This is a genomic window from Variovorax nitratireducens (genome assembly GCF_051216545.1).
Taxonomy (GTDB): Bacteria; Pseudomonadota; Gammaproteobacteria; order Burkholderiales; family Burkholderiaceae_C; genus Variovorax.
This window is the reverse complement of sequence record NZ_JBPJZO010000005.1, coordinates 86,998-113,101: the sequence shown is the minus strand read 5'-3', so window position 1 is coordinate 113,101 and position 26,104 is coordinate 86,998. Positions and strand designations below refer to the sequence as shown.

At 66.6% G+C, this 26,104-nt stretch carries 22 protein-coding genes and 1 tRNA gene; 16 read left to right on the top strand and 7 right to left on the bottom strand.

Annotated features, from left to right (window positions below; genetic code table 11):
- Positions 1–3 precede the first annotated feature (3 nt).
- The 7 genes from ACSFA8_RS15075 to ACSFA8_RS15045 all read left to right on the top strand — a co-directional run bounded on the left by ACSFA8_RS15075 (position 4) and on the right by ACSFA8_RS15045 (position 9,283).
- Positions 4–1,059: an FAD-dependent oxidoreductase gene (locus ACSFA8_RS15075; RefSeq protein ID WP_435480312.1), complete on the top strand. Its 1,056-nt coding sequence runs from the start codon at positions 4–6 to the stop codon at positions 1,057–1,059.
- Entirely contained in the window at positions 1,056–1,253 is a 198-nt protein-coding gene (gene thiS, locus ACSFA8_RS15070; RefSeq protein ID WP_435480311.1) for a sulfur carrier protein ThiS, read from the top strand. The genes ACSFA8_RS15075 and thiS overlap by 4 nt, the downstream gene beginning before the upstream one ends.
- A 17-nt stretch (positions 1,254–1,270) precedes the next feature.
- Positions 1,271–2,074, top strand: coding sequence for a thiazole synthase (locus ACSFA8_RS15065; RefSeq protein ID WP_435480310.1), 804 nt, complete (start codon positions 1,271–1,273; stop codon positions 2,072–2,074).
- A complete protein-coding gene (locus ACSFA8_RS15060; protein WP_435480309.1) occupies positions 2,071–2,970 on the top strand; it encodes a thiamine phosphate synthase in 900 nt (299 codons plus the stop codon). The genes ACSFA8_RS15065 and ACSFA8_RS15060 overlap by 4 nt, the downstream gene beginning before the upstream one ends.
- 64 nt (positions 2,971–3,034) lie before the next feature.
- Positions 3,035–5,161, top strand: coding sequence for a TonB-dependent siderophore receptor (locus tag ACSFA8_RS15055; RefSeq protein ID WP_435480471.1), 2,127 nt, complete (start codon positions 3,035–3,037; stop codon positions 5,159–5,161).
- Between the two features lie 34 nt (positions 5,162–5,195).
- The gene (locus tag ACSFA8_RS15050) at positions 5,196–7,190 is read left to right on the top strand and encodes an acyltransferase family protein (RefSeq protein WP_435480308.1); all 1,995 of its coding nucleotides are present in this window, start codon (positions 5,196–5,198) and stop codon (positions 7,188–7,190) included.
- A 77-nt stretch (positions 7,191–7,267) separates the two neighbouring features.
- On the top strand, positions 7,268–9,283 hold the full coding sequence (locus tag ACSFA8_RS15045; RefSeq protein WP_435480307.1) for an acyltransferase family protein: 2,016 nt from the start codon (positions 7,268–7,270) through the stop codon (positions 9,281–9,283).
- Positions 9,284–9,287: 4 nt separating this feature from the next.
- Here ACSFA8_RS15045 and ACSFA8_RS15040 read toward each other — a convergent pair whose 3' ends face one another.
- Positions 9,288–12,509 (bottom strand): bifunctional cytochrome P450/NADPH--P450 reductase, encoded by a 3,222-nt coding sequence (locus tag ACSFA8_RS15040; protein WP_435480306.1) that lies wholly within the window; start codon positions 12,507–12,509, stop codon positions 9,288–9,290.
- A 211-nt stretch (positions 12,510–12,720) separates the two neighbouring features.
- Between ACSFA8_RS15040 and ACSFA8_RS15035 the strand changes: the two genes are divergently transcribed.
- From ACSFA8_RS15035 to ACSFA8_RS15015, 5 genes are all read left to right on the top strand, one after another.
- On the top strand, positions 12,721–13,251 hold the full coding sequence (locus ACSFA8_RS15035; RefSeq protein ID WP_435480305.1) for a hypothetical protein: 531 nt from the start codon (positions 12,721–12,723) through the stop codon (positions 13,249–13,251).
- 12 nt (positions 13,252–13,263) lie between these two features.
- Positions 13,264–13,722, top strand: coding sequence for a phasin family protein (locus tag ACSFA8_RS15030; protein ID WP_435480304.1), 459 nt, complete (start codon positions 13,264–13,266; stop codon positions 13,720–13,722).
- Positions 13,723–13,753: 31 nt separating this feature from the next.
- Positions 13,754–14,389, top strand: a complete 636-nt coding sequence (locus tag ACSFA8_RS15025; protein WP_435480303.1) for a TetR/AcrR family transcriptional regulator — start codon at positions 13,754–13,756, stop codon at positions 14,387–14,389.
- 66 nt (positions 14,390–14,455) lie between these two features.
- Complete coding sequence (locus ACSFA8_RS15020; RefSeq protein WP_435480302.1) at positions 14,456–15,232, top strand: esterase/lipase family protein; 777 nt, start codon at positions 14,456–14,458, stop codon at positions 15,230–15,232.
- A gap of 126 nt (positions 15,233–15,358) precedes the next feature.
- Complete coding sequence (locus ACSFA8_RS15015; RefSeq protein WP_435480301.1) at positions 15,359–15,616, top strand: hypothetical protein; 258 nt, start codon at positions 15,359–15,361, stop codon at positions 15,614–15,616.
- A gap of 100 nt (positions 15,617–15,716) precedes the next feature.
- On the opposite strand, the gene ACSFA8_RS15010 is transcribed toward ACSFA8_RS15015, so the two are convergent.
- Positions 15,717–15,792: transfer RNA gene (locus tag ACSFA8_RS15010), tRNA-Asn, on the bottom strand.
- Between the two features lie 50 nt (positions 15,793–15,842).
- Positions 15,843–16,613, bottom strand: coding sequence for an IclR family transcriptional regulator domain-containing protein (locus ACSFA8_RS15005; protein WP_286620640.1), 771 nt, complete (start codon positions 16,611–16,613; stop codon positions 15,843–15,845).
- A 128-nt stretch (positions 16,614–16,741) separates the two neighbouring features.
- Here ACSFA8_RS15005 and pobA point away from each other — a divergent pair, with 128 nt between their 5' ends.
- The 4 genes from pobA (at position 16,742) to ACSFA8_RS14985 (ending at position 20,304) form a co-directional block, all read left to right on the top strand.
- The gene (pobA, locus tag ACSFA8_RS15000; protein WP_435480300.1) at positions 16,742–17,923 is read left to right on the top strand and encodes a 4-hydroxybenzoate 3-monooxygenase; all 1,182 of its coding nucleotides are present in this window, start codon (positions 16,742–16,744) and stop codon (positions 17,921–17,923) included.
- Positions 17,924–17,985: 62 nt separating this feature from the next.
- Entirely contained in the window at positions 17,986–18,738 is a 753-nt protein-coding gene (gene aat / locus ACSFA8_RS14995; RefSeq protein ID WP_435480299.1) for a leucyl/phenylalanyl-tRNA--protein transferase, read from the top strand.
- A complete protein-coding gene (locus tag ACSFA8_RS14990; protein ID WP_435480298.1) occupies positions 18,735–19,484 on the top strand; it encodes an arginyltransferase in 750 nt (249 codons plus the stop codon). Before aat ends, ACSFA8_RS14990 begins: the two co-directional genes overlap by 4 nt.
- Before the next feature lie 31 nt (positions 19,485–19,515).
- Positions 19,516–20,304, top strand: coding sequence for an IclR family transcriptional regulator (locus ACSFA8_RS14985; protein WP_435480297.1), 789 nt, complete (start codon positions 19,516–19,518; stop codon positions 20,302–20,304).
- A 43-nt stretch (positions 20,305–20,347) separates the two neighbouring features.
- On the opposite strand, the gene ACSFA8_RS14980 is transcribed toward ACSFA8_RS14985, so the two are convergent.
- The 4 genes from ACSFA8_RS14980 to pssA form a co-directional block, all read right to left on the bottom strand.
- The gene (locus tag ACSFA8_RS14980) at positions 20,348–21,565 is read right to left on the bottom strand and encodes a serine hydrolase (RefSeq protein WP_435480296.1); all 1,218 of its coding nucleotides are present in this window, start codon (positions 21,563–21,565) and stop codon (positions 20,348–20,350) included.
- Between the two features lie 117 nt (positions 21,566–21,682).
- Positions 21,683–23,221, bottom strand: a complete 1,539-nt coding sequence (locus ACSFA8_RS14975) for a 2-isopropylmalate synthase (RefSeq protein WP_435480295.1) — start codon at positions 23,219–23,221, stop codon at positions 21,683–21,685.
- A 40-nt stretch (positions 23,222–23,261) separates the two neighbouring features.
- Entirely contained in the window at positions 23,262–24,965 is a 1,704-nt protein-coding gene (leuA, locus tag ACSFA8_RS14970; RefSeq protein WP_435480294.1) for a 2-isopropylmalate synthase, read from the bottom strand.
- 180 nt (positions 24,966–25,145) lie between these two features.
- Positions 25,146–25,970, bottom strand: a complete 825-nt coding sequence (pssA, locus tag ACSFA8_RS14965; protein ID WP_435480293.1) for a CDP-diacylglycerol--serine O-phosphatidyltransferase — start codon at positions 25,968–25,970, stop codon at positions 25,146–25,148.
- Positions 25,971–26,104 lie beyond the last annotated feature (134 nt).

The following is a 26,104-nucleotide window of genomic DNA, read 5'->3' as shown; positions in this document are numbered from 1 at the left end:
CGCATGACCGAGCACGCGCCCCTTCCCTTTGATGCTGCAACGGTGCTCGGTGCCGGCCTCATGGGTCGGCTGGTGGCACTCGCGCTGGCGCAGCGCGGCTGCCGGGTCGCGCTGTACGACGCCGCCGGGCCCGAAGCCGACGGCGCGGCCGCGCGCGTGGCGGCGGCAATGCTGGCCCCGTTGGCCGAATCGGCCGTGGCGCCGGCGTCGGTGGTGCGCATGGGCCAGTACGGGCTCACGCGCTGGCCCGAGCTGCTGGCCACGCTGGCCGCGCCGGTGTTCTTCCAGCGCGAGGGCACGCTGGTGCTCTGGCACCGGCAGGACGCGCCCGAGGCCGCGCGCTTTGCCGGCGTGCTGGCGCGCAGCGCGCAGGAAGTGCCGGAACTGCCTGCGATGCAAAGGATCGACGCGGCCGGCATCGCGGCGCTGGAGCCTGCGCTCGGCGGGCGTTTCGCCCAGGGCCTGTGGCTGCCCGGTGAAGGCCAGCTCGACAACCGCGCGCTGCTCGCGGCGCTGCTGGTGACGCTGCAGACGCTGCCGAACGTGCAGTTGCACTGGCACAGCCCGCGCGCACCTGCAGACTTTGCGCCGGGCGCGTCGGAACGCGTAATTGACTGCCGCGGGCTCGGCGCCAAGCCGCAGTGGGCGGCGCTGCGTGGCGTGCGCGGCGAGGTGATCCGGGTGCATGCGCCCGAGGTAACGCTCAGGCGGCCGACCCGGCTGGTGCATCCGCGCTATCCGCTCTACATCGCGCCCAAGCCCGACGGCGTGTTCGTGATCGGCGCGACCGAGATCGAATCGGAGGACATGTCGCCCGCGAGCGTGCGCTCGACGCTGGAGTTGCTGAGCGCGGCCTATTCGGTGCACAGCGGATTCGCCGAGGCGCGCATCCTCGAGATCGCCACGCAATGCCGGCCCACGCTGCCCGACAACCTGCCGGCCATCCGCTGGCTGCAGCCGCGCGTGCTGCAGGTCAACGGCCTGTACCGGCACGGCTTCCTGATCGCGCCGGCATTGCTGGACGACGCGATGGCCCGACTGGCGCACGAACGACCATGAACATCCTCGTCAACGACACCCCGTACGAACTGCCCGCGGGCGCAACGCTGGCCGACGCCGTCGCCGCTCTCGCCCCCGTGCCGCCGTTCGCGGCCGCGGTCAACCGCAGCTTCGTGCCGCGCTCGGCCTATGCGGCCCATGCGCTGCAACCTGACGACCGCGTCGAAGTGATCCGCCCCGTCACCGGGGGCTGAACCAGAAAGAGACAGACATGACCGACAACCACGATCCGCTGGTGCTCTATGGCCAGAGCTTCACGAGCCGGCTGCTGCTCGGCACCGCGCGCTACCCCTCGCCCGACCTGCTCGAAGCAGCAGTGCTGCGTGCCCGCCCCGCCATGCTCACCGCCTCGCTGCGGCGCCAGACCGCGACCGGCGGCACCGGCGCCGGCGACAACGGCTTCTGGGAACTGCTGCGCCGCCTCGACGTGCCGGTGCTGCCCAACACCGCCGGCTGCCACAGCGTGCAGGAGGTGATCGCAACCGCGCAGATGGCGCGCGAGCTGTTCGACACACCCTGGATCAAGCTCGAACTCATCGGCGACGACTACACGCTGCAGCCCGACACGCTGAACCTGGTCGACGCCGCCGCGCAACTGATCCGCGACGGCTTCCAGGTGCTGCCGTACTGCACCGAAGACCTGGTGCTGTGCCAGCGGCTGGTCGACGTCGGTTGCCAGGCGGTGATGCCCTGGGCCGCACCGATCGGCACCGGGCGCGGCCCGGTCAACCCCTACGCACTGCAGTTGCTGCGCGAACGACTCGACGTGCCGATGCTGGTCGACGCCGGTCTGGGCCGACCCTCGCACGCGTGCCAGGTGATGGAGTGGGGCTACGACGGCGTGCTGCTCAACACCGCCGTGGCACTCGCGCAAGACCCGGTCGCAATGGCCGGCGCCTTTGCGGATGCCGTGCAGGCCGGCCGCGCGGCGCACCGCGCGGGCGTGATGGCCGCGCAGGAATCAGCCCAACCCAGCACGCCGGTGCTCGGCACACCTTTCTGGCACCAGTCATGACATCAGTTTCCGCACAAGCCATCTTCGACGCACACACCGCGCGCTTCGGCGTTGCATCCGTCGATACGCCGACCGATACGCCGACCGACACGGCCTGCACGCGCGACGATCCGGTCTACCGCGCCGCCAGGGCCGCCTGCCTGCGACTCGGTTTCATCGGGATCGATGCCGAATGCCTCGCCGAGGCCTGGGCAGCGCGCAGCCAGCGGCTCGGCTTCGATGCCACCGCCTGGCCCGACGATCCGGCCGACTTCGGCCTGCGCCCGTGGCCACGCGAGGGTGCGTTTGCGCCCTGCCCCCGGGCGCTCGGCCTCTATGCCGTGCTGCCCGACGCGGCATGGGTCGGCCGCATGGCGCGCGCGGGCGTGCAGACATTGCAGCTGCGCTTCAAGTCCGACGACAGCGCGGCGGTTGGGCGCGAGGTGCGCGCCGCCGTCGAAGCGGTGGCTGGCACGCCCGCGCTGCTGTTCATCAACGACCACTGGCAAGCTGCGATCGATGCCGGTGCCTATGGCGTGCACCTCGGCCAGGAAGACATCGACGCGGCCGACCTCGACGCGATCCGCAGCGCGGGCCTCCGCCTCGGCCTCAGCACGCATGGCTATGCCGAAATGCTGCGCGCCGATGCACTGAGCCCGAGCTACATCGCGATGGGCGCGGTGTTTCCGACCACGCTCAAGCGCATGGCGACGGCGCCGCAGGGAACCGCGCGGCTGCAGGCCTATGCGCGCCTGCTGCGCGACTACCCACTGGTCGCCATCGGCGGCATCGACCTGGCGAAGCTGCCCGAGGTACTGCGCAGCGGCGTCGGCTCGGTGGCCGTGGTGCGCGCACTGGTGGCAGCCGCCTCGCCCGAAGCCGAGGTCGCGCGCTTCCAGCAGGCGCTGGCGCGCTGACCGGCGCAACCGCAGAAAGAACTAAGTGACGCTTCACAACACCCTCCCTCGCTTTCGGCCGAACCTGGCCGTCGCCGCACTCCTCGCGCTCACCAGCGCCGCCGCGCAGGCGCAGGACACCACCCTGCCGGCCATCAACGTTGACGCACGCAGTGCGCCGCCGCAGGCCGACGTCAGCGGCTTCGGCGACATGCCGTTGCGCACCGTTCCGCTGTCGGCCACCGTGGTCACCAGCGAGCAGATCCAGGCCAGCGGCGCGCGGCGGCTGGCCGACCTCGCGCAGTTCGATGCCTCGGTCACCGACGCCTACAACTCGGCCGGCTACTGGGACTACCTGACGGTGCGCGGCTTCGTGCTGGACAACCGCTTCAACTACCGGCGCGAGGGCCTGCCGATCAGCGCCGAGACCTCGATCCCGCTCGACAACAAGGAGCGCGTCGAGATCCTGCGCGGCACCAGCGGGATCCAGGCCGGCACCAGTGCACCGGGCGGCCTCGTCAACTACGTCGTCAAGCGGCCGACCGAGCAGGACTTGCGCGAGTTCCGCCTCGAGACCACGAGCCGCGGCAGCACGCTGGGCGCGATCGATCTGGGCGGGCGCTTCGGTGCCGAGCGCCAGTTCGGCTACCGCCTGAACGCTGTGCAGGAAAACCTCAAGCCGCTGACACACAACCTCGACGGCAACCGCAACCTGCTGTCGCTCGCGGCCGACTGGCGCATCACGCGCGACTCGCTGCTCGAGGCCGAGTTCGAGACCAGCCACAAGGCCCAGCCGAGCCAGAACGGCTACAGCCTGCTCGGCAACGTGCTGCCGGCGCCGGTGAACCCGCGCACCAATCTCAACAACCAGCCCTGGTCGCAGCCCTCGGTGTTCGACGCGTTCACCGGCACCGTGCGCTTCACGCAGGCGCTCAATGCCGACTGGCGCTGGAGCGCCCAACTCGGCCAGCAGCGCCTGAAGACCGATGACCGGCTGGCCTACGCATTCGGCTGCGGCGCCGAAGGCAACTACGACCGCTATTGCTCCGACGGCACTTTCGACTTCTACGACTTCCGCAGCGAGAACGAACGCCGCCGCCTCACCGCCGGCAACCTGAGCTTGAAGGGCAAGCTCGACACCGGCAGCGTGCGGCACGACCTCGGCTTCGGCCTCACCGAAAGCCGCGTGCGCAACCGCTTCCAGGATCAGGCCTACAACTATGTGGGCACCGGCAACGTGTGGGGCACGGCCGTGGTGCCGGCCGACCCGACGCTCACCGACGCCAACACCAACCGCGATGAACGCAGCACCGAACTGTCGGTGCAGGACGCGATCCGCTGGAACGACAGGTTCACCACCTGGCTCGGCGTGCGGCACACGCGGCTGGATCGCGACAGCGTCCGCACCGACGGCTCGCGCCCGACCGGCTACAAGGATGGCATCACCACGCCATGGGTGGCCGCGAGCTACGCGATCCAGCCCGACCTGATGGCCTACGCGAGTTGGGGCAAGGGGGTCGAGTCGCAGATCGTGCCGAACAAGCCGCTCGAATACGACCCGGGAGGCGTCGCGGTTTCCGGCTATGCCAACGCGGGTCAGGCGCTGCCCGCGCTGCAGTCCCGCCAATGGGAGATCGGCCTCAAGGGCGGCCGCGAAACGTTGACCTGGCAGGTGGCGTACTTCGACATCCGTCGACCCATGACCAACCTGGACGCCTGCAGCCAACCCTGCGAAGGCGCCTACGACGGCAGTGCGCGCCATCGCGGCCTCGAAGCCAGCGCCCAGTGGCGCCAGGGGCCGTGGCGCCTGGCCGGCGGCGTGACCTTCGTCGACGCCAAGCGCGAAGGCAGCCAGCTCGAGCCCGCCAGCAACGGCCAGCACCCGACCAACGTGCCCAAGCAGGTGCTGCGCGCGCAGGCGGCATACCGCATCGCAGCGGTGCCGGGCCTCGAGTTGCAGGGCCAGCTCTCGCACGAAGGCCGGCGCAACGTGCTGGCCGACGGCTCGATCACCCTGCCGTCGTGGACGCGCCTTGATGCCGCGCTGCGCTACGACACGAAGTGGAACGGCACAAGACTCGCCTGGACGGTCGCCGTCGAGAACCTGTCCGATCGGCGCTACTGGAAGGAATCGCCCTACCAATTCGGCCATGTCTACCTGTTCCCGGGCGCGCCGCGCACCTTGCGGGTGGGGCTGACCGCGTCGCTCTGAGCGTTCCGGGTTTGCAGGGAGAATCGGGGCCCGCATGACGACGCCCGCCGCCGCCCACCCTCACCTCGCCCACCCCAAGTACCGCAGCGACATCGACGGGTTGCGCGCGGTGGCCGTGCTCTCGGTGCTGGGCTTCCACGGCTTTCCGAACTGGGTGCCGGGCGGCTTTATCGGCGTCGACATCTTCTTCGTCATCTCGGGCTACCTGATCAGCACGATCATCTTCGCCAGCCTGCACGGCGAAGGCTTCAGTTACCGCGAGTTCTATGCGCGCCGCATCCGACGCATCTTTCCGGCCCTGCTGCTGGTGATCGCGGCCACGCTGGCGTTCGGCTGGTATGCCCTGCTGCCGCACGAATGGCAGCAGCTCGGCAAGCATGTGGCAGCCGGCGCGGCCTTCGTCTCGAACTTCGCGTTCTGGAACGAAGCCGGCTACTTCGACAGCGCGGCCGAAACCAAGCCGCTGCTGCACCTGTGGTCGCTGGCCATCGAGGAGCAGTTCTACATCGTGTGGCCGCTGCTGCTCGGGTTTGCATGGCGGCGGCGCTGGCGCATCGCGCTGGTGATCGGCGTGGTCGCGCTGCTGTCGCTGGCCGTGAATCTGGCGACCGTGCACACCCATCCGAGCGCGGCCTTCTACTCGCCGGCCTCGCGCGCCTGGGAGCTGCTGCTCGGCGGCGGGCTGGCCTGGCTGCGGCTGCGCCGGCCCCAGGCGCCCGGCGGACACCACAACCTGCAGGCCGGCGCCGGATTGGGCCTGATCCTGCTCGGCTTGCTGCTGGTGCGCAGCCACCATGCGTTCCCCGGCGGCTGGGCGCTGTTGCCGACGGTGGGCGCCGTGCTGTGCATCGCGGCCGGGCCGCAGGCCTGGCTGAACCGACACCTGCTCGGCTCGCGCCCGATGGTGTGGTTCGGCCTCATCAGCTACCCGCTCTACCTATGGCACTGGCCGCTGCTGACCTACGCGCGCATCCTCGAAGACGGCACGCCGAACCGGCGCATCCGCGCGCTGGCGCTGCTGATCGCGACCCTGCTGGCCTGGCTCACCTACCGCTTCGTCGAGCGCCATGCGCGCCACAGCGAGCGGCGCAGCGTGGTGCCGCTGCTGGCCGGCGCCATGGTGGTGCTGGCGCTGTTGGGTGCACTGGCGGCCACGGCCCGCCTGCCGGCACGGCACAGCGACCCGTACATCAGCCAGGTGGCCGCGGCGGTGCGTGACTGGGCCTACCCCGACGGGCTCACGTCCGAGACCGTGCGCGGCGAGAAAACCTGGCGCATCGGCGCCGGCGGTGGCCAGGTGCTGCTGTTCGGTGACAGCCATATCGAGCAGTACGGCCCGCGCGCGGTCGAACTCGAGCGCACTGTGCCGAAGCAGCTCAACACGCTGCACTTCGCAACCTGGGGCGGCTGTCCGCCCATACCCGGCGTTTTCGAGGATCGCAACGTGCGCTGCGACGCGCGCCGCAGCGCGATGATCCAGTACGCACTCGGCAACGAGATCGACGCGGTGGTGATCGGCGGGTGCTGGAACTGCTACTTCATCGCGCAGGCGCAGCCCAACGCGGCGCTGCGCGAGGACGAGGGCTACTACTACCTGGACGGACAGGTGAAGCACAGGTTCCGCGGTGGCGATGGCGTCGAGCGGTCCCTGGCATCGCTCGAAGCGCTGCTGCGGCTGCTGTCGGTCCAGAAGAAGGTCTACCTGCTGCTCGACAACCCGGTTGGCCCCGACTTCGGGCCCGAAAAGCTGCTGAGCGGCAGCCGCATGGGCCAGATGAGCGTGGGCCGCATGTCGCCGACGGCACCGCTCCCGGCAGCGCAGGTGGCGCTGAACGAGCGGCTGCGGGCGCTGGCGACGCGCGCGGGCGCCTCGGTGATCGATCCGCTGCCCCACCTGTGCCGCGCCGACCAGTGCATCCGCACGCTGCCCGACGGTACCCCGATCTACAAGGATTCGGATCACCTGCGCGCCGGCTACATGCGCAGGTTCGGCAGCTGGCTGGACGTGGCGCTCATCCGGCCGGAGTAGCGCCGCCGGATACCCGCAGCTTTACGCGGACAATCGAAGGCATCAAGCACAAGTCGCAGGAAGCGACGACCAGAACGATGACGACGACTCCGATGGCGCCCGCCGCCGATCAACAACACCTGATCCACCCCAAGTACCGCCCGGACATCGATGGCCTCCGCGCCGTGGCCGTCCTGTCGGTGCTCGGCTTCCACGCCTTTCCGCAATGGGTCAAGGGTGGCTTCATCGGCGTCGACATCTTCTTTGTCATCTCCGGTTTCCTGATCAGCACCATCATCTTCGCCAGCCTCGAGGGCAAAGGCTTCAGCTACCGCGAGTTCTATGCGCGGCGCATCAAGCGCATTTTTCCGGCCCTCTGGTTGGTGATGGGCGCGACCTTCGCATTCGGCTGGTACACGCTGCTGCCGGGCGAATGGCAGCAACTCGGCAAGCATGTCGCCGCGGGCGCGGGCTTCGTCTCCAACTTCGCGTTCTGGGGCGAGGCCGGCTACTTCGACAACGCGGCCGAAACCAAGCCGTTGCTGCACCTCTGGTCGCTGGCCATCGAGGAGCAGTTCTACATTTTCTGGCCGCTGCTGCTGGGCCTTGCGTGGACGCGCAAGTGGCGCATGCTGGCCGTGATAGCCGGCGTGGTGGCGGCGTCGTTCCTGCTCAACGTCGGCACCATTCACAGCCACCGCACCGCAGCGTTCTACTCCCCGCTGTCGCGCTTCTGGGAACTGATGGCGGGCGGCATGCTGGCGTACATGCGGCTGCACAAGCCGCACATGCTGGTGAAGCACCGCAACGTGCAGGCCATCGCCGGCTTTGTGCTGCTCGCGCTGGGCCTGGTGCTGCTGCGCCCCAGCAAGGCCTTTCCCGGCTGGTGGGCGCTGCTGCCGGTCCTCGGCACCTTCTATTGCATTTCGGCCGGGCCGCAGGCCTGGCTCAATCGGCATGTGCTCGGCTCGAAGCCGCTGGTGTGGGTCGGGCTGATCAGCTACCCGCTCTACCTCTGGCACTGGCCGCTGCTCTCGTTTGCGCGCATCTTCGAAGGCAAGACCCCGTCGGACGCGGTGCGGGCTGCGGCCATGGTGGCAGCCGTCGTGCTGGCCTGGCTGACCTGGCGGTTCGTGGAACGGTACACGCGCCAGACCACGCGCCGGCCGGTGATGGTCGGGCTGGCGGCGGCGATGGTGGCCTTCGTGCTGCTGGGCCTGCTCGTTTTCACCGGGCATCTGAAAGGCCGTCACAGCGACCCGTATTTCGAAAAGACGGCTGCCGCTGCGCGCGACTGGAGCTTTCCGGGTGGACTGGACTACCTCAGCATCTACGGCGAGCTGGTGTATCGCGTTGGGGAAGGCCGGCGCAAAGTGCTGATGTTCGGCGACAGCCACATCGAGCAATACAGCCCGCGCGCTCTTGAACTCAGCAAGACAGCGCCCGACCGGCTGCAGGACATCTATTTCGCGACGTGGGGCTCCTGCCCTCCGATACCGAACGTGATCGACGGGCAGAACCGTCTGTGCGCGCAGCGGCGCGACGAGATCATGAAGTTCGCGCTGAGCAACGAAGTCGATACCGTGGTGTTCGGCGCTTGCTGGAACTGCATTCTCATCAATGCGCCGGCTTCATCTGGTGGTTCGAACGAGGGGGCCGACCGCTTCTCCTACCTTGACGGCAAGACCGAGCATCGCTTTCTCGGAGGCGACGGCGCCGACTACGCGCTGCGGATGCTCGAATTCACGATGAAGAACCTGGCGGCGCACAAGAAGGTCTACCTCATTCTGGACAATCCGGTAGGTGACAATTTTGGCCCCGAGTACCTGATCAAGGGCAACCGTCTGGGCAACCTGCGCGTGGATCGGATGTCGCCCACCGCGGCCTGGCCGCCTGAACAGAAGGCGTTGCACCAGCGCATGCGCGAACTGGCCGAACGGGCCGGGGCGACCGTCATCGATCCCGTGCCGGCCCTGTGCGACAAGAACGACCAGTGCACTCGCGCCATGCCCGATGGCACGCCGATCTACAAGGATGCCGGCCACCTGCGGTCCAGTTGGACGCGCCAGTCGGCGAGCTACCTCGACGCGGTGCTGACCGAGCCAAAAAAGTAGCAGGTCAGCTGCCCGTCCAGACGTCGGTCACGTAGCGCTGTTCGTTCGTCATGCGCTCGATCCATTCGTCGGACTGGCCGTCACGGCCGATGGTGCGGGCGATCTCTGTGAGGGTGCGCCGCACATCGGGCTCCATGCGCGAACCGTCGCCGCAAACGTAGATCACGGCGCCGCCTTCGATCAGCTTCCAGACCTTCGCGCCCTGCTCGCGCACGAGATCCTGCACATAGGTCTTGCGGTCGCCGTCGCGCGAGAAGGCCACCTGCAGGTCGACCACACCGGCCGCAGCCCAGGCCTTGAGCTGGTCGACATAGATGAAGTCCTGCGCCGGATGGCGGCAGCCGAAGAACAGCATCGCATCGCCAAGCTCGGTGCCGCGCTGGTGCAAGGCGGCGCGCTCCTGCAGGAAGCCGCGGAACGGCGCCAGGCCGGTGCCCGGGCCGATCATGATCACGGGACGCTTGGCATCCGATGGCAGGCGGAAATTGACCGTCGGTTCCTTGACCAGCGCATGCACCGTTTCCCCGGGCCTGAGCCGCAGCACATGGTTGGAGCAGACACCTTCATAGTGCCCCTGGCCCGAGCGCGCGGCGCCCTGCACCACGCCCACGGTGAGGCTGCAGCGCTGCGGGTCGACTTCGGGCGAAGACGAAATCGAGTAGTAGCGCGGTGCCAGCGGCGCCAGCATCTCGAGCACCACCTCGAACGGCGGCTGCGCGGCCGGAAACTCGTCGAGCAGATCGAACACCGACTTGCGTTTCTGCAGCACCTCGCCCTTGTAGAGTGCCGAGGCCGCCTCGTCGGTGCCGGTCAGCGCGAGCAGCTTGGGCTTGGTGAATGGGCATTGCGTGTGCTCGGCCAGCGTGGCGATGTGCTTGCGGCTTGCCACGTCCTGCAACTCGACGAACTCGCCCAGCAGGCGAATCACCGAGATCGGCTGGTCCAGCGGCAAGAAGGTCTTGCGGCCGGCCGTGGTGCGCAGTCTGATGTAGGCATCCTTGGCGAAGCCGAAGCGCTGCATCACGCGCTCGACCAGCGCAGCGCTGTTGCGCGGCGCCACGCTCAGGTGGTCGCCGGCGCGGTAGCTAACGCCCTCGGGCAGCAGGAACTCGACATGGCGCGTCGAGCGCGTGTCGGCCAGGCCTTCGACCTCGTTCTGCAGTTCCTCGTTGGCCGCCACCTCCAGCTTGGTGAAGCCTTGCGCCACGGCGGGCGAAGGCACGCCGGCGGGCGGCACCAGGTCGAACGCCAGCAGCGGCTCGGTGCGCGGGCCGTCGGCGTCGAGCTTGAGCTCTAACGCGCCTGCGAGCGCCGGCCACAGGGCCGTCGACCAGCCCTGGAAGGCGCCGTCCATGTCTTCGCGCGCATCGCCCTCGCCGCGAGGATGCACGCGCTGGCCGCCGAGCGTGTCGAGGCGCTCGTCGATGCTGCGTGGCACCACCTGGTAGGTCGAGGCCCAGTCGCGGTTGCCGCAGCCGAACACGCTGAACTTGACGCCAGCCATCGAAGCGTCGGTCGACTTGACCCAGCTCCAGAAGCCGGCCGCGTTGTCCGGTGCCACGCCGTTGTACGAGGCACTGACCACCACCACGGCACCATTGGCCGGCAGGTTGGCCGTGAAATCGTCGAGCGACGCCAGCTCGACTGCGAAGCCGCGGGTTTCGCCCTCCTCCGCAATCTGGCGCGCCAGGTCTTCGGCGGTGCCGAGGTTGGAGCCGTGCAGCACCAGCAGCGGCGTGCCGTGCTTCGACGCCGAGGCCGCCGCAGCAGCGGGCTGCGCAGCCGCGCTGGCCGCCGTCGCGCCGGCTTGCCCGGCGGCCGGTGCGCGGTGCCTGACGTCGCGCGGCTTCACCTTGATCTTGAAGCCCTCGGGCTTGATCGTCAGCGCCTCCTTGACCTTGAGCTGGTAGTTGGCGTGGTCGACCAGGTCGAAGCGCTGCAGCACCATCGCCAGCGTGAGCACCGCCTCCTGCATCGCGAACTGCCGGCCGATGCAGGCGCGCTGGCCGTTGCCGAAGGGCTTGAAGGCATTGGGCGGCAGGGCGCGCTCGGCCTCGCGGCTGAAATGCTCGGGGTTGAATTCGTTGGCGTCCTCGCCCCAGACGCGCTTGTCACGGTGCAGGGCGAGCGCATGCATGATGATCATGTTCTTCTTCTTGATCGTGTACTGGCCACCGATCACCGTGTCTTCCAGCGCGCGCTTGGCAATGGCCGGCGCGGTCGGGTACAGGCGCAGCGCCTCCTTGAGCACCTGCTGGATGTATTGCAGTCGGTTGACCTGCGCATAGGTCGGCCGCGCCGACAAATCGGTGCCGAGCACGCTGTCGACCTCGGCGCGCGCCTCGGCCAGCACATGCGGGTTCTTGATCAGAAAGTAGGTGGCAAAGGACAGCAGGCCGCTGGTGGTTTCATGCCCCGCGATCAGGAACTCGATGCACTCGTCGCGGATCATCTTGTCGTCGAGCTTTTCCCCGCTCTTCTTGTCGACGCCCGCAATCATGTAGCTCAGCAGGTCGGGCTTGGCCGCGATGTCGGCGCCGCTCTCGCGCCGTTCGCGAATGATGTCTTCCACCATCCGGTGCATGAAGCGGATGTCCTTGCGCTGCTGCGACAGCTGCTTCTTCATCATGAACTCTTCGAGCGGCAGGCCGCGGCGATCCTGCACGGTTTCGAGCGTGCGCACCATGGCGTCGACGAAGGGATGAAAGCCTTCCCGGTAGAACGAGTTGAAGCGGTAGCCGAAGCCGCACAGGCCGATCGTGTCGAGCGTGAGCGCCGTCATGTCGCGCGTCACATCCACCTCGTCATCGAAATTGAGGCGCTCCCACTTGGTGACCAGCTGCTCGGCGATGTCCAGCATCATCGGGTGATAGGCCTGCATCGCGCGCTGGCTGAAGTTGGCCAGCAGGATGTTGTGCGGCTTGGACCAGGTCGGCTCGTCGGTGTCCGAGGTGAACAGGCCGTGCGACGCCGCGCGCAGCCGGCGCAGGGCGCCGCGCGTGCTCTTGTCGAAGCGCTTCTCGTCGCAGAGTTCGTCTACCAGTTCGGGCGACGACACCACGATCACCGGCATGCCCGGCATGTCGAGCCAGTAGATGCCGCCCAGCTCCTGCGCGATCTTCCACATGTCGAGAACGGGCGAGTCGGAGCCGATCGACAGCAGGTTGCCGACAAAGGGCTTCTTGGGGGGGTGCGGGATCGGATGGAGCGGGTTGTGGCTGGACATGGGGTCGAATGGTGCGAACAATTGATACCTTGGGCTAGCGGGTAAGCCCGCACAGGGAAGCCGCCGACGCAGGCCGTACGATTCGAGCCTGGCCCACCTGCCCCGGGTTCTGGGGCACTTGGTCTAACTTTCGTACAGATCTAGCTTTTTCCGACCAGTGCTTTGCGGCGACCATTGCGGCCATCCCAACCACTTCTTCAGGAAATTCACCATGTCCAGCCAAACCCTCAGCGCCGTTGCCATCCACGTTGTCGACCAATACAGCAGCGCCGGCAAGCACCTCACCCAGGCTTACCGCACGGGCGTCGAACGCCTGGTCGGTGGTGCCAACGCCCGCTACGCCAGCTTCCTGCAAAACCGTTCGATCCCGCTGGTGAACGAACAGATCAAGTCGGACTTGATCAATGCGCAGCAAGTGCTGGCCGGTTTCCTGCTGAAGGGCGTGCACGCCGGTTCCGACCGCGCCGCGCTCGCCATCGACAGCGTGAGCACGCGTGCCACCAGCGGCATCCAGGCCCTTGCCAGCACCGCCACCCGGGTTGAAACCGCATTCGACTCGACCGCCCTCGACACCGTCCGCACGCTGAACATGCCGGTCGCCACGCTCGCCGCGCAACTCGCCGACAAGATCGCCCAGGGCGCCAAGGCGGTCGAAAGCCGCATCGGCAGCGTGAGCGACGAAGCCGCCGAAATCGCCGTCGTCGTGGCCAAGCCGGCCCGTCGCGCCGTTCGCAAGGCCTGATCGCCCGACAGCATGGCCGTCTCACCCGCCAAAACAGCCGCCAAGAAAGCGGTGAAGCCCAAGGCCGTCAAGGCACCGGCCGTGCGCCGCACCCGGGCGGCTGCCGAGCCGGTCGCTGCCCCAAAGGGCAACAAGGGCGAGGCCCTGCTGCGCGCCGGGCTCAAGGCGCTTGGCGAGGTGCGGGACGGCGTGGTGCAGCGCCAGACTCGCGTGGTCGAAACGCTGCTGGGCATTCCGCCCGGCAGCGCGATCCATCCCAAGCCGGCCGCGCCGAAAACCGCGCTCGATTCACTGGGCGATTCGCTCGGCTTTCGCAAGCTCGAAGACGTTTTCGACCAGCGCATTGCCGCTGCGCTGGGACGGCTCGGCACCCCTTCTGCCGAAGAATTTGCCGCGCTGCGAGAACAAGTCCGCACGCTGCTCGAAGAACGCGACAAGGCTGCGGCCCCGCCGACCCGCCGCAAGCGCTGAAGCGCCCGCGCCAGCCCCCACGCTTTTACCTGTGGCCAGTTCCAACACCCGTGAGCGGATCCTGCAAACGAGTCTCGCGCTGTTCAACGCGCAAGGGCTGCCATCGGTATCGACGCATCGCATCGCGGCGGAGATGGGCATCAGCACCGGGAACCTCCACTACCATTTCAAGGCCAAGCGACTGATCGTCGAGTGGCTGTTCCGGCGTTTCGAGGAAAAACTCTCGACGCTCAGCGAAGCCGCCGGCAGCGTCCGCGCGATCGACGACCTGTGGGTTGCCCTGCACCTGGGCTTCGAAGCGGTCAACGAGTACCGTTTTGTCTACCGCGACATGGCCCACCTCGAGAGCGAATACCCTGAAACCGCCGCCAAGTCGCGCGCGCTGATGGCGCGCAACCTCCTGAACGCCCGCGCCCTGTGCGAAAGCCTGGCCGCCCAGGGCGTGATCAGGGCCAGCGCCGACGAAGCCGAAATGCTGGCGCTGCAGATCGTGTTCACCACCACCTGCTGGCTGTCGTTCGAGCGGCTGGTGGCGCAAGACGCCGCATCGCGTCGCACCGACACCGGGCTGGCGGCGTACTACACGCTGACACTGCTCGCGCCCTACGTGGATCCTCCGTCGCGGGCCTATCTTGATTACCTGCGCGCCAAGTACGTGCAGCAGTAGCCGTTGCGAACCCCCTGATTCTTTCGCTGTCACACCCATCTCACCCATAAAAGAAACACGCATCCCATGACAAGCACCGCCTCGCACGCCTCGATCGAAGCCCCCTCGCGCCTTCTGCAACTCGCCGAACTGCGCGCCGGCTGGGAACTGGGTGCCACCCTTTCGCTCTGGCCGCTGCTCAAGCTGGCGCCGCGCGGCGACGGCCACCCGGTGGTGGTGTTGCCCGGCCTGGTGGCCAGCGACCTCTCGACGGAGTTGCTGCGCCGCTACCTGCGCGGGCGCGGATACGACACCCATGGCTGGGGGTTGGGCCGCAACCTCGGGCCGCGCGAGGGGGTCGAGGCGGGCATGTTCAAGCTGCTCGAAGCCCTGCATGCGAAAGAAGGCCGCAAGGTCAGCCTGATCGGCTGGAGCCTCGGCGGCGCCTACGCACGCCTGCTCGCCTCGAAGCGGCCCGAGCTCGTGCGCAGCGTGATCACGCTCGGCAGCCCGTTCGCCGGCAACCCGCGCTCTACCAACGCGTGGCGCGTCTATGAAGGCGTGAGCGGGCAAAGCGCAAACGACTCTGCACGCATGCGGCACATCCGCCCCACCCCACCCGTGCCGACCACTTCGATCTTCAGCCGCACCGATGGCATCGTGGCCTGGCGCGGCAGCGTCGAAAAGCCGGGCCCGACGAGCGAAAACATCGAGGTCTTTGCGAGCCACATCGGCCTGGGCGCCAACCCTTCGGTGCTCTACGCCGTGGCGGATCGGCTGGCGCAACCGGAAGGCGCCTGGAAGCCGTTCAACCGCAAGGGGCTCGGCGCGCTGGTCTACCCGGATCCGCAGCGCCGCGGTTGAGTTGCTTCAGCGCCCGATACTGACAAATCCGGGCCGGCAACAACCTGGAACAAAGATTGCGGTAAGTAGTTCATCTGACATTTTTTGTCGATGCGCGCCGGTCAACCCTACTACTACTCGCCAATCATGAAAGTTCTCGACAACCTGCTCTGGAAGGTTCCCGCCGGTGGAACCATCGTCGTCAAAGCCGCTGCGCTCGGATTGAGTGAGGGCGCCTTCCACCGGCTTGCCGCCGAGATCCAGGACGACGACGGCATCGACGACTTCGATTTCGTCAAGGCGCACCGGCTGGGCGACACCGGCTGGCAAAACCTGGATTCGTCCAACGAGGTTGTCGTAGAGCGGCCGATCGATGCGATTACGCTTCGGCGGCAGAAGAACTGAAACTTCGGGCCTGGTGGCCGGGCCAGGCGCCTGCGGCCAAATAAAAAAGCCTGCTACCGATGAAGTAGCAGGCTTTTCTTTTGGCCTTGTGGGCCATATCTGGCTCCTCGACCTGGGCTCGAACCAGGGACCTACGGATTAACAGTCCGGCGCTCTACCAACTGAGCTATCGAGGAATATGTGAAGCCTCAAATTATAGCGTGGTTTTTGGCGCTCTTCCCAGCCCTCACAACAGCGCGCGAACTTCACGTGCGGCCTCGAACAGCAATGGCAGCAGATCGCGCTCCAGTTGCTGCACCGGCCGCGGCCCGCCCGACAGCACGACGTTGAGTGCAGCCACCGTCCGGCCCTGCATGTTGCGCAGCGGCACGGCCAGTGCCTGCACGCCGAGCTCGTGTTCTTCGGTGGCAATGCAGTAGTCGTCGGCCCGCACCTGCGCGATGCGCTGGCGCAGCGCCTTTGCCTGCGTGAGGGTGTGCGGCGTGAGTCGCGGCAACAACCGCCCCTTGAGCCATGTGTTGAGTTCGGCCGCGCTTAGCGCCGCGAGCAGCACGCGGCCGGTCGACGTGGCGTGCGCGGGCAGGCGCGCGCCGAGGTGCAGGCCATAGGCCAGCACACGCGTGGGCGCGCCGTAGCTTCCGCTGCGCGCAATGATCACCACCTCTTCGCCGTCGAGCACCACGGCGGAGAACGACTCCTGCGTTTGCGCGGCCAGGCGGTTCAGCGTGGGCTGCAATGCACGCGGCAAGCGCGACGATGCAAGGTAGCTTCCCGAAAAGCGCAGCACCTTCGGCGCCATCCAGAAATAGCTGCCGTCGGTTTCCAGGTAGCCCAGGTGCGCGAGCGTGAGCAGGTGCCGGCGCGCGGCGGCGCGCGTAAGGCCGGCGCGCTCCGCCGCCAGCGTTGCGTTGAGGCGCTGGCGCTCGGTGTCGAAGCTTTCGAGCACGGCCATGCCCTTGGCGATGCCTTCGATGAAGTCGGGTTTGGCGATGGTCATGGGGATACTGATGCGGACATGCTGCGCGATGATCGCGCAAGTACTTCCATGATCGCACAATGCTGCGACAGTGCACCTTCCGTGCTGCAGGCAGGCCGCCTACGCTCGTGGTTCACCAGGAGACATCCGTGAGAACACAAGTCGTCATCGTCGGCGGGGGGCCCTCCGGCCTGCTGCTCGGCCAGTTGCTGCACTGCGCAGGCATCGAAAACATCATCCTCGAACGCCAGAGCGGCGACTACGTGCTGGGCCGCATCCGCGCCGGCGTGCTCGAACAGGTAACGATGGATCTGCTGAAGCAGGCCGGCGTCGACACGCGTGCCAGGGCCCAAGGCCTGCCGCACGACGGCATCGAGTTGCTGTTCAAGGGGGCGCGCCATCGCATCGACCTGAACGGGCTGACCGGCGGCAAGCAGGTTACGGTCTACGGCCAGACCGAGGTGACGCACGACCTGATGGACGCTCGCGCCGCGGCCGGCCTCACGACCATCTACAACGCCGCGCCGGTAAGCCTGCACGATTTCGATACGGCAAGCCCGCGTGTGCGCTACCAGAAGGACGGCGCCACCCACGAGATCGCCTGCGACTTCATCGCCGGCTGCGACGGCTACCACGGCATCAGCCGCGCGAGCGTGCCGGCCGATGCGCTGCACCTCTATGAAAAGGTCTACCCGTTCGGCTGGCTCGGCGTGCTGGCCGATGTGCCGCCGCTGTCGCACGAACTCATCTATGCCAACACGGCGCGCGGCTTTGCCCTGTGCAGCATGCGCAGTGCAACGCGCAGCCGGTATTACGTCCAGGTGGGAACCGAAGAACGCGTCGAGAACTGGAGCGACGACGCGTTCTGGAACGAATTGCGCAACCGCCTCGACCCCGAAGCGCGGGAGCATCTCGTCACCGGCCCTTCGCTCGAGAAAAGCATCGCGCCGCTGCGCAGCTTCGTGGCCGAGCCGATGCGCTTCGGCAGCTTGCTGCTGGCCGGCGATGCCGCCCACATCGTGCCGCCGACCGGTGCCAAGGGGCTCAACCTGGCAACGGCCGATGTCGGCTACCTGTCGCGGGCACTCGAAATCTTCTACCGCGAGCACAGCGCGTCGGCGCTCGACCGCTATTCGGAGCTGTGCCTGCGCCGGGTGTGGAAGGCCGAGCGCTTTTCATGGTGGTTCACTTCGCTGATGCACCGCTTTCCGGACAACGGCGAGTTCGGCCAGAAGATTCAGGAGGCCGAACTCGACTACCTCGTGAACTCGCGCGCCGCTTCCACTTCGCTGGCCGAGAACTACGTGGGGCTGCCGCTCGAATCGTTCTGAACAGGGCCGCCCGCCAATGCCGGGCGCAGCAGTGCAGACGCAAACGCGTGTATACCTGCACCATGCAAATCCCCTGGCTCGCCGCTGGCGAACCCCTTCCTGACGCAGCCTCCGCCTGGGGACCCGACGCGCCGGTGCCCGGCCTGCTGGCGGCGGGCGGCGAACTCAGCGTCGGGCGCTTGCTGGAAGCCTATGGCAGCGCGATCTTTCCCTGGTTCAGCGACAACCAGCCGATTCTCTGGTGGAGCCCCGACCCGCGCATGGTGCTCGAGGTGGCGCGCTTCCGGCTGCACCGCTCCTTGCGCAAGACGCTCGAGCATTTCCGCCAGGCTGCCGGCTGCGAACTGCGCTTCGACCACGACTTCGAAGCCGTGATCCGGGCTTGCGCCGCGGCACCGCGCGCCGGCCAGTCGGGCACCTGGATCGTGCCGGAAATGGTTGATGCCTACATCGCGATGCACCGGGCCGGCCATGCGCACAGCGTCGAGACCTGGATCGACGGCAAGCTGGCGGGCGGCCTGTACTGCGTCTCGATCGGCCGCGCGGTGTTCGGCGAATCGATGTTCACGCGGCGGCCCGACGCGTCCAAGATCGCGCTGGCCGGGCTGGTGAGCTTCTGCCGGCACCACGGCATGCCGATGATCGACTGCCAGCAGAACACCGCCCATCTGGCCAGCCTTGGCGCGCAGGAAATGCGGCGCGCGGACTTCGTGGCGTACGTGACACGCGCCCGCGCACAACCTGGCCCCGCATGGCAATTCGCGCCCGTATACTGGGCCGAACTCCTGTCCGCGCGAACCTCCGACCCGACGTGACGCACCTCAAGGATCTCCCGCTCCACACGCTGCAGTTCTATGCAACGGCGCCCTACCCGTGCAGCTACCTGCCGGATCGGCAGGCGCGCTCCCAGGTCGCGACGCCGAGCCACCTGATCCACAACGACGCGTACTCCGACCTGGTGCTGGCAGGCTTCCGGCGCAGCGGCATGTTCACCTACCGCCCCTACTGCGACGGCTGCCACGCCTGCGTGCCGCTGCGGGTGCGGGTCGACGAGTTCGTGCCAACGCGAAGCCAGCGCCGGGCGACGGCCAAGCATGGCAACCTGCAGGCGCGCGTGCTCAAGCTGTGCTTCGTACCCGAGCATTACCAGCTCTATCTGCGCTACCAGAACGGCCGGCACGCTGGCGGCGGGATGGATCACGACAGCATCGACCAGTACACGCAGTTCCTGCTGCAAAGCCGGGTCAATTCGCGCCTCGTCGAGTTCCGCGAGACGCTGCCAGACGGCAGTGCCGGTGCGCTCAAGATGGTGTCGATCCTGGATGTGCTGAATGACGGGCTGTCGGCCGTCTACACGTTCTACGAGCCCGATGCGGGCGCCGGCTATGGCAACTATGGCGTGCTGTGGCAGATCGCACAGGCCCGCACGCTGGGGCTTCCGCATGTTTACCTTGGCTACTGGATCAAGGGCAGCGCCAAGATGAACTACAAGGCGCGTTACACGCCGCACGAAGTACTCGTCGACGGGCGCTGGCAAGCGCACAGTAATTTCACAACGTAAAATGGCAGGTGCTCAACTCGCCCTGCCGTCCATGAGAAAACCACAATCCGACGTTCCTGCGACGCCTGTCATTCAGGTGATCGAACGCATGTTTTCGCTGATCGACGTGCTGGCCTCGCGCGAGGAAGCGATTTCGCTCAAGGAAATCAGCGAGAAGACGGGGCTGCACCCGTCGACCACGCACCGCATCCTGAACGATCTGGCCGTTGGCCGATTCGTCGACCGCCCCGAGGCCGGCAGCTACCGGCTCGGTATGCGGCTGCTCGAACTGGGCAATCTGGTCAAGGGCCGGCTGAACGTGCGCGACGCGGCGCTCACGCCGATGCGCGAATTGCACAAGCTCACGCAGCAGCCGGTCAACCTCAGCATGCGGCAAGGCGACGAAATCGTCTACATCGAGCGCGCCTACAGCGAGCGCTCCGGCATGCAGGTGGTGCGGGCAATCGGTGGGCGGGCACCGCTGCACCTGACCTCCACCGGCAAGCTATTCCTCGCGGCCGACGACCCGCAGCGCGTGCGCAGCTATGCCACGCGCACCGGGCTGGCCGGCCATACGCGCAACAGCATCACGCAGTTGCCGGCACTGGAGCGCGAGTTGTCCAAGGCGCGCCAGTATGGCATCGCACGCGACAACGAAGAACTGGAATTGGGAGTGCGCTGCATGGCTGCCGGCATCTACGACGACCAGGGCAAGCTGATTGCGGGGTTGTCGATTTCGGCGCCGGCAGACCGGCTGGACGATGGCTGGCTGCCGAAGCTTCAGGCCACCGCCAACGAGATTTCAGGCGCGCTCGGCCACAACACCCACCCGCCGGCCTGAAGGGCTAGCCGCCCAAACCCGACCGCCGGAGACTGTTTCGATATCAGCCGGCAACGCCTACCGTCACGCTCTGCTGGTGATGGGCGGCAGCCGGGGACATCACCTGGGTTGCTTCGACCCAGCGGCGCACGCGCTCGGCATCGCCGATGCGGCTCAGCTTGCCGGCCGAATCGAGGAACACCATGATGAGCTTGCGGCCGGCGATTTTGGTCTGCATCACAAGGCACTGACCCGCCTCGGAGATGTAGCCCGTCTTTTGCAAGCCGATTTCCCAGTCAGGGCTCTTCACCAGCCGATTGGTGGTGTTGAACTGCAGCATGCGGTTGCCGACTTCGACCTGGTAGTCCGGCGAGGTCGACAACTGGCGCACGGTGGCGTCGGTCGATGCGACATTGACCAGCAGCGCCAGATCCTGCGCACTCGACTGGTTGAGGCTCGACAAGCCGGTCGGTTCGACGTAGCGGGTGTCCTTCATGCCGATCAGCTTGGCCTTGGCATTCATCATGCTCACGAAGGTGACAAGCCCGCCCGGATAGGTGCGGCCGAGGGCATGGGCCGCCCGGTTCTCGCTCGACATCAGCGCCAGGTGCAGCAACTCGCCGCGTGACAGCGTGGTGCCGACCCGCAGGCGCGAGCGGCTGCCCTTTTCGGTGTCGACGTCGTCCTGGGTGATGGTGATGGGCTCGTCCATCGGCAAACGGGCTTCGCTGACGAGCAGGCCGGTCATGAGCTTGGTGATCGAGGCGATCGGCAGCACGGCATGGTCGTTCTTGCTGAACAACACTTCGCGCGTGTCCTGGTCGATCACGAGGGCCACGCTCGACTTGAGATCCAGCGCGTCGTTGGCGCCGTGCAGGCCGGCGATCTGGCCATACGACAGCCGTGGCGGAGCGGCTTCGACCACACGCACCACCGAATGACGTTGCACCGCAACGACAGTCTTGCCATTGCGCTTGCGGATCGTGGCCACCACGTTGTGGCCACCGCGCACCGACCGGTCGGCCTTGTCGCCGCGGTCAGCCTTGGCTATGCGGGCAATGGCAGCGCCGCTCGCGGCCTTGCTGGTTGCCGCGCTCTTGGCGGCGCCGGCTTTCTGCTTGACGGGTGCGGCGGCCTGCGATTTCTTGGCGGACGGCGCCTCCTTCTTGGCGGCTTGCGCTGCCGGCAAGAAAAACGCCGTGGCGCACAGCGCGACGGCGATCAGACGAAAGGCGGGTAGGAGCCGCTGGCGGGAAACTCGATGAAGACGGGCTTCGGGCATTAAAAACTCTCCAGCGGCGACGAATGAGAACCGCAGTTTATCGAAATACAAAAAGACACGCAATATCAGTTACTTGCATCCTCTTCTTCAATCTAAAACAAAAGAACACATGAAAACCTAGCCTTGGGCCGCGATTCTCTCAGCTTGGCTCTGTAACTTGTTGAGAGCACTCAGATATGCCTTGGCCGACGCGACCACGATATCGGGGTCGGCGCCGACGCCGTTGACCACTCGTCCTGCATTCTGCAGCCGCACCGTCACTTCGCCTTGACTTTCGGTCGATCCGCTGATCGCATTCACGGAATAAAGCACCATTTCCGCCCCGCTTTTCACGTGCGACTCGATCGCCTTCAGTGAAGCATCAACCGGGCCATTGCCATCGGATTCGCCCGTGACTTCCGTGCCATGGGCCATGAACACGACCCGGGCGTGCGGACGTTCGCCGGTTTCACTGTGCTGCGACAGGGACACAAATGCAAACTGCTCACCAACGTGGGAGCCGTCTTCGTCGCTGACAAGCGCGAGGATGTCTTCGTCGAAGATCTCGCTCTTGCGGTCGGCCAGTTCCTTGAACCGCGCGAAGGCAGTGTTGACGTCGCCCTCGCTCTCCATGGTCACACCCAGATCCTGCAGGCGCTGCTTGAAGGCGTTGCGGCCGCTGAGTTTGCCGAGCACGATCTTGTTGTGGCTCCAGCCCACGTCCTCGGCCCGCATGATTTCGTAGGTGTCGCGCGCCTTGAGCACGCCGTCCTGGTGAATGCCCGAGGCGTGCGCGAAGGCATTTGCGCCGACCACGGCCTTGTTCGGCTGCACCACGAAGCCGGTGGTCTGGCTCACCATGCGGCTGGCCGCAAGGATGTGCTGGGTATCGATGTTCATCGTCAGGCCGAAGTAGTCCTTGCGGGTCTTCACGGCCATCACGATCTCTTCGAGCGAGCAGTTGCCCGCGCGCTCGCCAAGGCCGTTGATCGTGCACTCGACCTGGCGCGCGCCGCCGATCTTCACGCCGGCCAGTGAGTTGGCGACCGCCATGCCCAAGTCGTTGTGGCAATGCACCGACCAGATCGCCTTGTCGCTGTTCGGAATGCGTTCGCGCAGTGTCTTGATGAAGGTGCCGTAGAGCTCGGGAATCGCATAGCCCACGGTGTCGGGCACGTTGATGGTGGTGGCGCCCTCGGCGATCACGGCCTCGAGCACGCGGCACAAGAAGTCCATGTCGCTGCGGTAGCCGTCCTCGGGGCTGAACTCGACATCGGCGATCTGGTTGCGCGCGAAGCGCACCGCCAGCTTGGCCTGTTCGAACACCTCGTCCGGGCTCATGCGCAGCTTCTTCTCCATGTGCAGCGGCGACGTTGCAATGAAGGTGTGGATGCGCCCGCGCGCAGCACCCTTGAGCGCCTCCGCCGCGCGTGAAATGTCGCGGTCGTTGGCGCGCGAGAGGCCGCACACGGTCGCATCCTTGATCGCGTTGGCGATCGCCTTCACCGCTTCGAAGTCGCCATTGGAACTCGCCGGGAAACCGGCCTCGATCACATCGACCTTGAGCCGTTCCAGTTGCTTGGCGATGCGCAGCTTCTCGTCGCGGGTCATCGAGGCGCCCGGCGATTGCTCGCCGTCACGCAGGGTCGTGTCGAAAATGATCAGTTGGTCGGTCATCGTGGATCTCCGTCTTTTGTGTGGCGTACCGGTCTGCGCGTCAGGCCGGCTCAGCCATCGATTGTGCGCTGCGGGCGCCCTGTCCCCGGGCGCGCTCCAGACCCGAAACGATGGCCTTGAGCGAAGCCGAAATGATGTCGGCGTCAATGCCGACGCCGAACAGCGTTTGCGACTCGTCGACCCGCAGTTCGAGATAGGCCACGGCCTGCGCGTCGGCGCCCGCGCCGATCGCATGCTGGTGGTAGTCGATCACGCGCACGGTATGGCCGGTGGCGTCGGTCAGCGCATGGATGAAGGCGTCGATCGGGCCGTTACCGCGCCCTTCGATCGGCCGCATCCCGCCGTCCCACGGCAGGTCGCCACGCAGCAGCACCGAGGCGCCAGCGCCCTCCCCCTGCTCTTCGAGCATGCGGTGCTGCAGGGCATGGACGGCCTTCAAACCGTACTCGCGCTCGAACAGGGCATAGAGGTCGGCCGCGCTCAGTTCCTTGCCGGCGACGTCCATCACGCGCTGCACGGTCTGCATGAACTCCATCTGCAGGCGGCGCGGCATCTCGAGCCCGTACTCGCTCTCGAGCAGGTAGGCCATGCCACCCTTGCCCGACTGGCTGTTGACGCGGATCACGGCCTCGTAACTGCGGCCCACGTCCTTGGGGTCGATCGGCAAGTACGGCATGTCCCAGATATCGCCGTCCTTGCGCGCCGAGAAGGCCTTCTTGATCGCGTCCTGGTGCGAGCCCGAGAACGAGGTGTAGACCAGATCGCCCACATAGGGATGGCGTGGATGCACGGGGATCTGGTTGCAATGCTCGACCGTAGCGCGGATGTCGTCGATGTGCGAGAAGTCGAGTTCCGGCGAGACGCCCTGCGTGTAGAGATTGAGCGCAACGTTGACGAGGTCGAGGTTGCCGGTTCGCTCTCCGTTGCCGAACAGGCAACCCTCGATGCGATCGGCGCCGGCCATCAGTGCGAACTCACCTGCGGCGGTGCCGGTACCGCGGTCGTTGTGCGGATGCACCGACAGCACGATCGACTCGCGCCGCGCCAGGTTGCGGTGCATCCACTCGATCATGTCGGCGAAGATGTTCGGCGTTGAATGCTCGACCGTCGACGGCAGGTTGACGATGCACTTGTGCTGCGGCGTGGGCGCCCAGACCGCGGTCACCGCATCCACCACGCGCTTCGAGAATGCGAGGTCGGTGCCCGAAAACATTTCGGGCGAATACTGGAACGTCCATTGCGTGGCCGGTTGCTGCGCGGCGCAGTCCTTGAACATTGCCGCGTGCGTGGTGGCGAGTTCTACGATCTGGTCTTCGTCCATGCCGAGCACCACGCGGCGCATGACCGGGGCAACTGCGTTGTACAGATGCACGATCGCGCGCGGTGCGCCCTGCAGCGCCTCGAACGTGCGCGTGATGAGGTGGTCGCGCGCCTGCGTCAGCACCTGGATCGTCACGTCGTCGGGGATGCGGTCTTCCTCGATGAGCTTGCGCACGAAGTCGAACTCGGTCTGCGAGGCGGAAGGGAAGCCGACTTCGATTTCCTTGAAGCCGATGGCCACGAGCGTCTCGAACATGCGCATCTTGCGTGCGATGTCCATCGGCTCCACCAGTGCCTGATTGCCGTCGCGCAGATCCGTCGACAGCCAGATCGGCGCCTTCGTCAGCACGGCGTCGGGCCAGGTGCGATCCTTGAGGCCGATGGGTGCAAAGGCACGGTACTTGGCTTGCGGTTGCTTCAACATGTGATTTCTCGGTGAGGTTGGGAGGTGAACCAGCAACCCCAAACAAAACGGCCCGTTGCTGGTGCGAACGGGCCGTGTGAAAAGGTTTGCGCGTGCGCTACCGTCTCCGCCCGAAGGGGATGAGTAGTAGGGCCAGCGAAATCTTTTGCATGAGAGTGGCGAGTGTAGACGAAAAAGCGCTCAGTTGTGCAGCCCGCGTTCGTCGGGCTCTTCGGTGGACACGCTGATCATGCTGGCCGGCTGGCCCTTGGCCTTGCGCCACGCATAGACGACATAGCCACTGAGGCCATAGGCCACGAACACGCCGAACAGCACGGTCGGCGGATGGATGTTGATCACGGCGATGCCCAGCGCGATCAGCACGATCACGACGAACGGCACGCTCTTTTTCATCTGGATGTCCTTGAAGCTGTAGAACGGCGCGTTGGTCACCATCGACAGGCCCGCGTACAGGGTGAAGGCAAACGTGATCCAGGTGATCTGGTTCCACGACAGGTACAGCACTTCGCCGCCGCGCTTGCCCCACTCTGTCACGAGCCAGATGAAGCCCGCCACCAGCGCCGCCGCCGCGGGCGACGGCAGCCCCTGGAACCAGCGCTTGTCGACCACGCCGGTATTGACGTTGAAGCGCGCGAGCCGCAGCGCCGCGCAGGCACAGTAAACGAACGCCGCGATCCAACCCCAGCGCCCAAGCCCTTTAAGCGACCATTCGTAGGCGATCAGTGCGGGCGCGGCGCCGAACGACACCATGTCGGACAGCGAATCCATTTGCTCGCCGAACGCGCTCTGCGTGTTGGTCATGCGGGCGACGCGGCCATCGAGGCTGTCGAGAATCATCGCGGCGAACACGCCCAGCGCCGCCAGGTCGAAGCGCGCGTTCATCGCCATCACGACCGAATAGAAGCCGCCGAACAGCGCTGCCAGCGTGAACAGGTTGGGCAGGATGTAGATGCCCTTGCGGCGCTTGCGCGGCGCGACTTCGTCCGGCAGTGTGTCGTCATGCATGAAATATGCCTCCAGCGCCCGCGAAACAAGCGCAGGAAGCTATCAAATTCATAGCAAAACGGAGTGGTGTTCGCATCGTCGGCAGTGTAGTTCAGGCGCCCTGCGCGCCCGGAAAGAAAAAGGCCACCCGCACG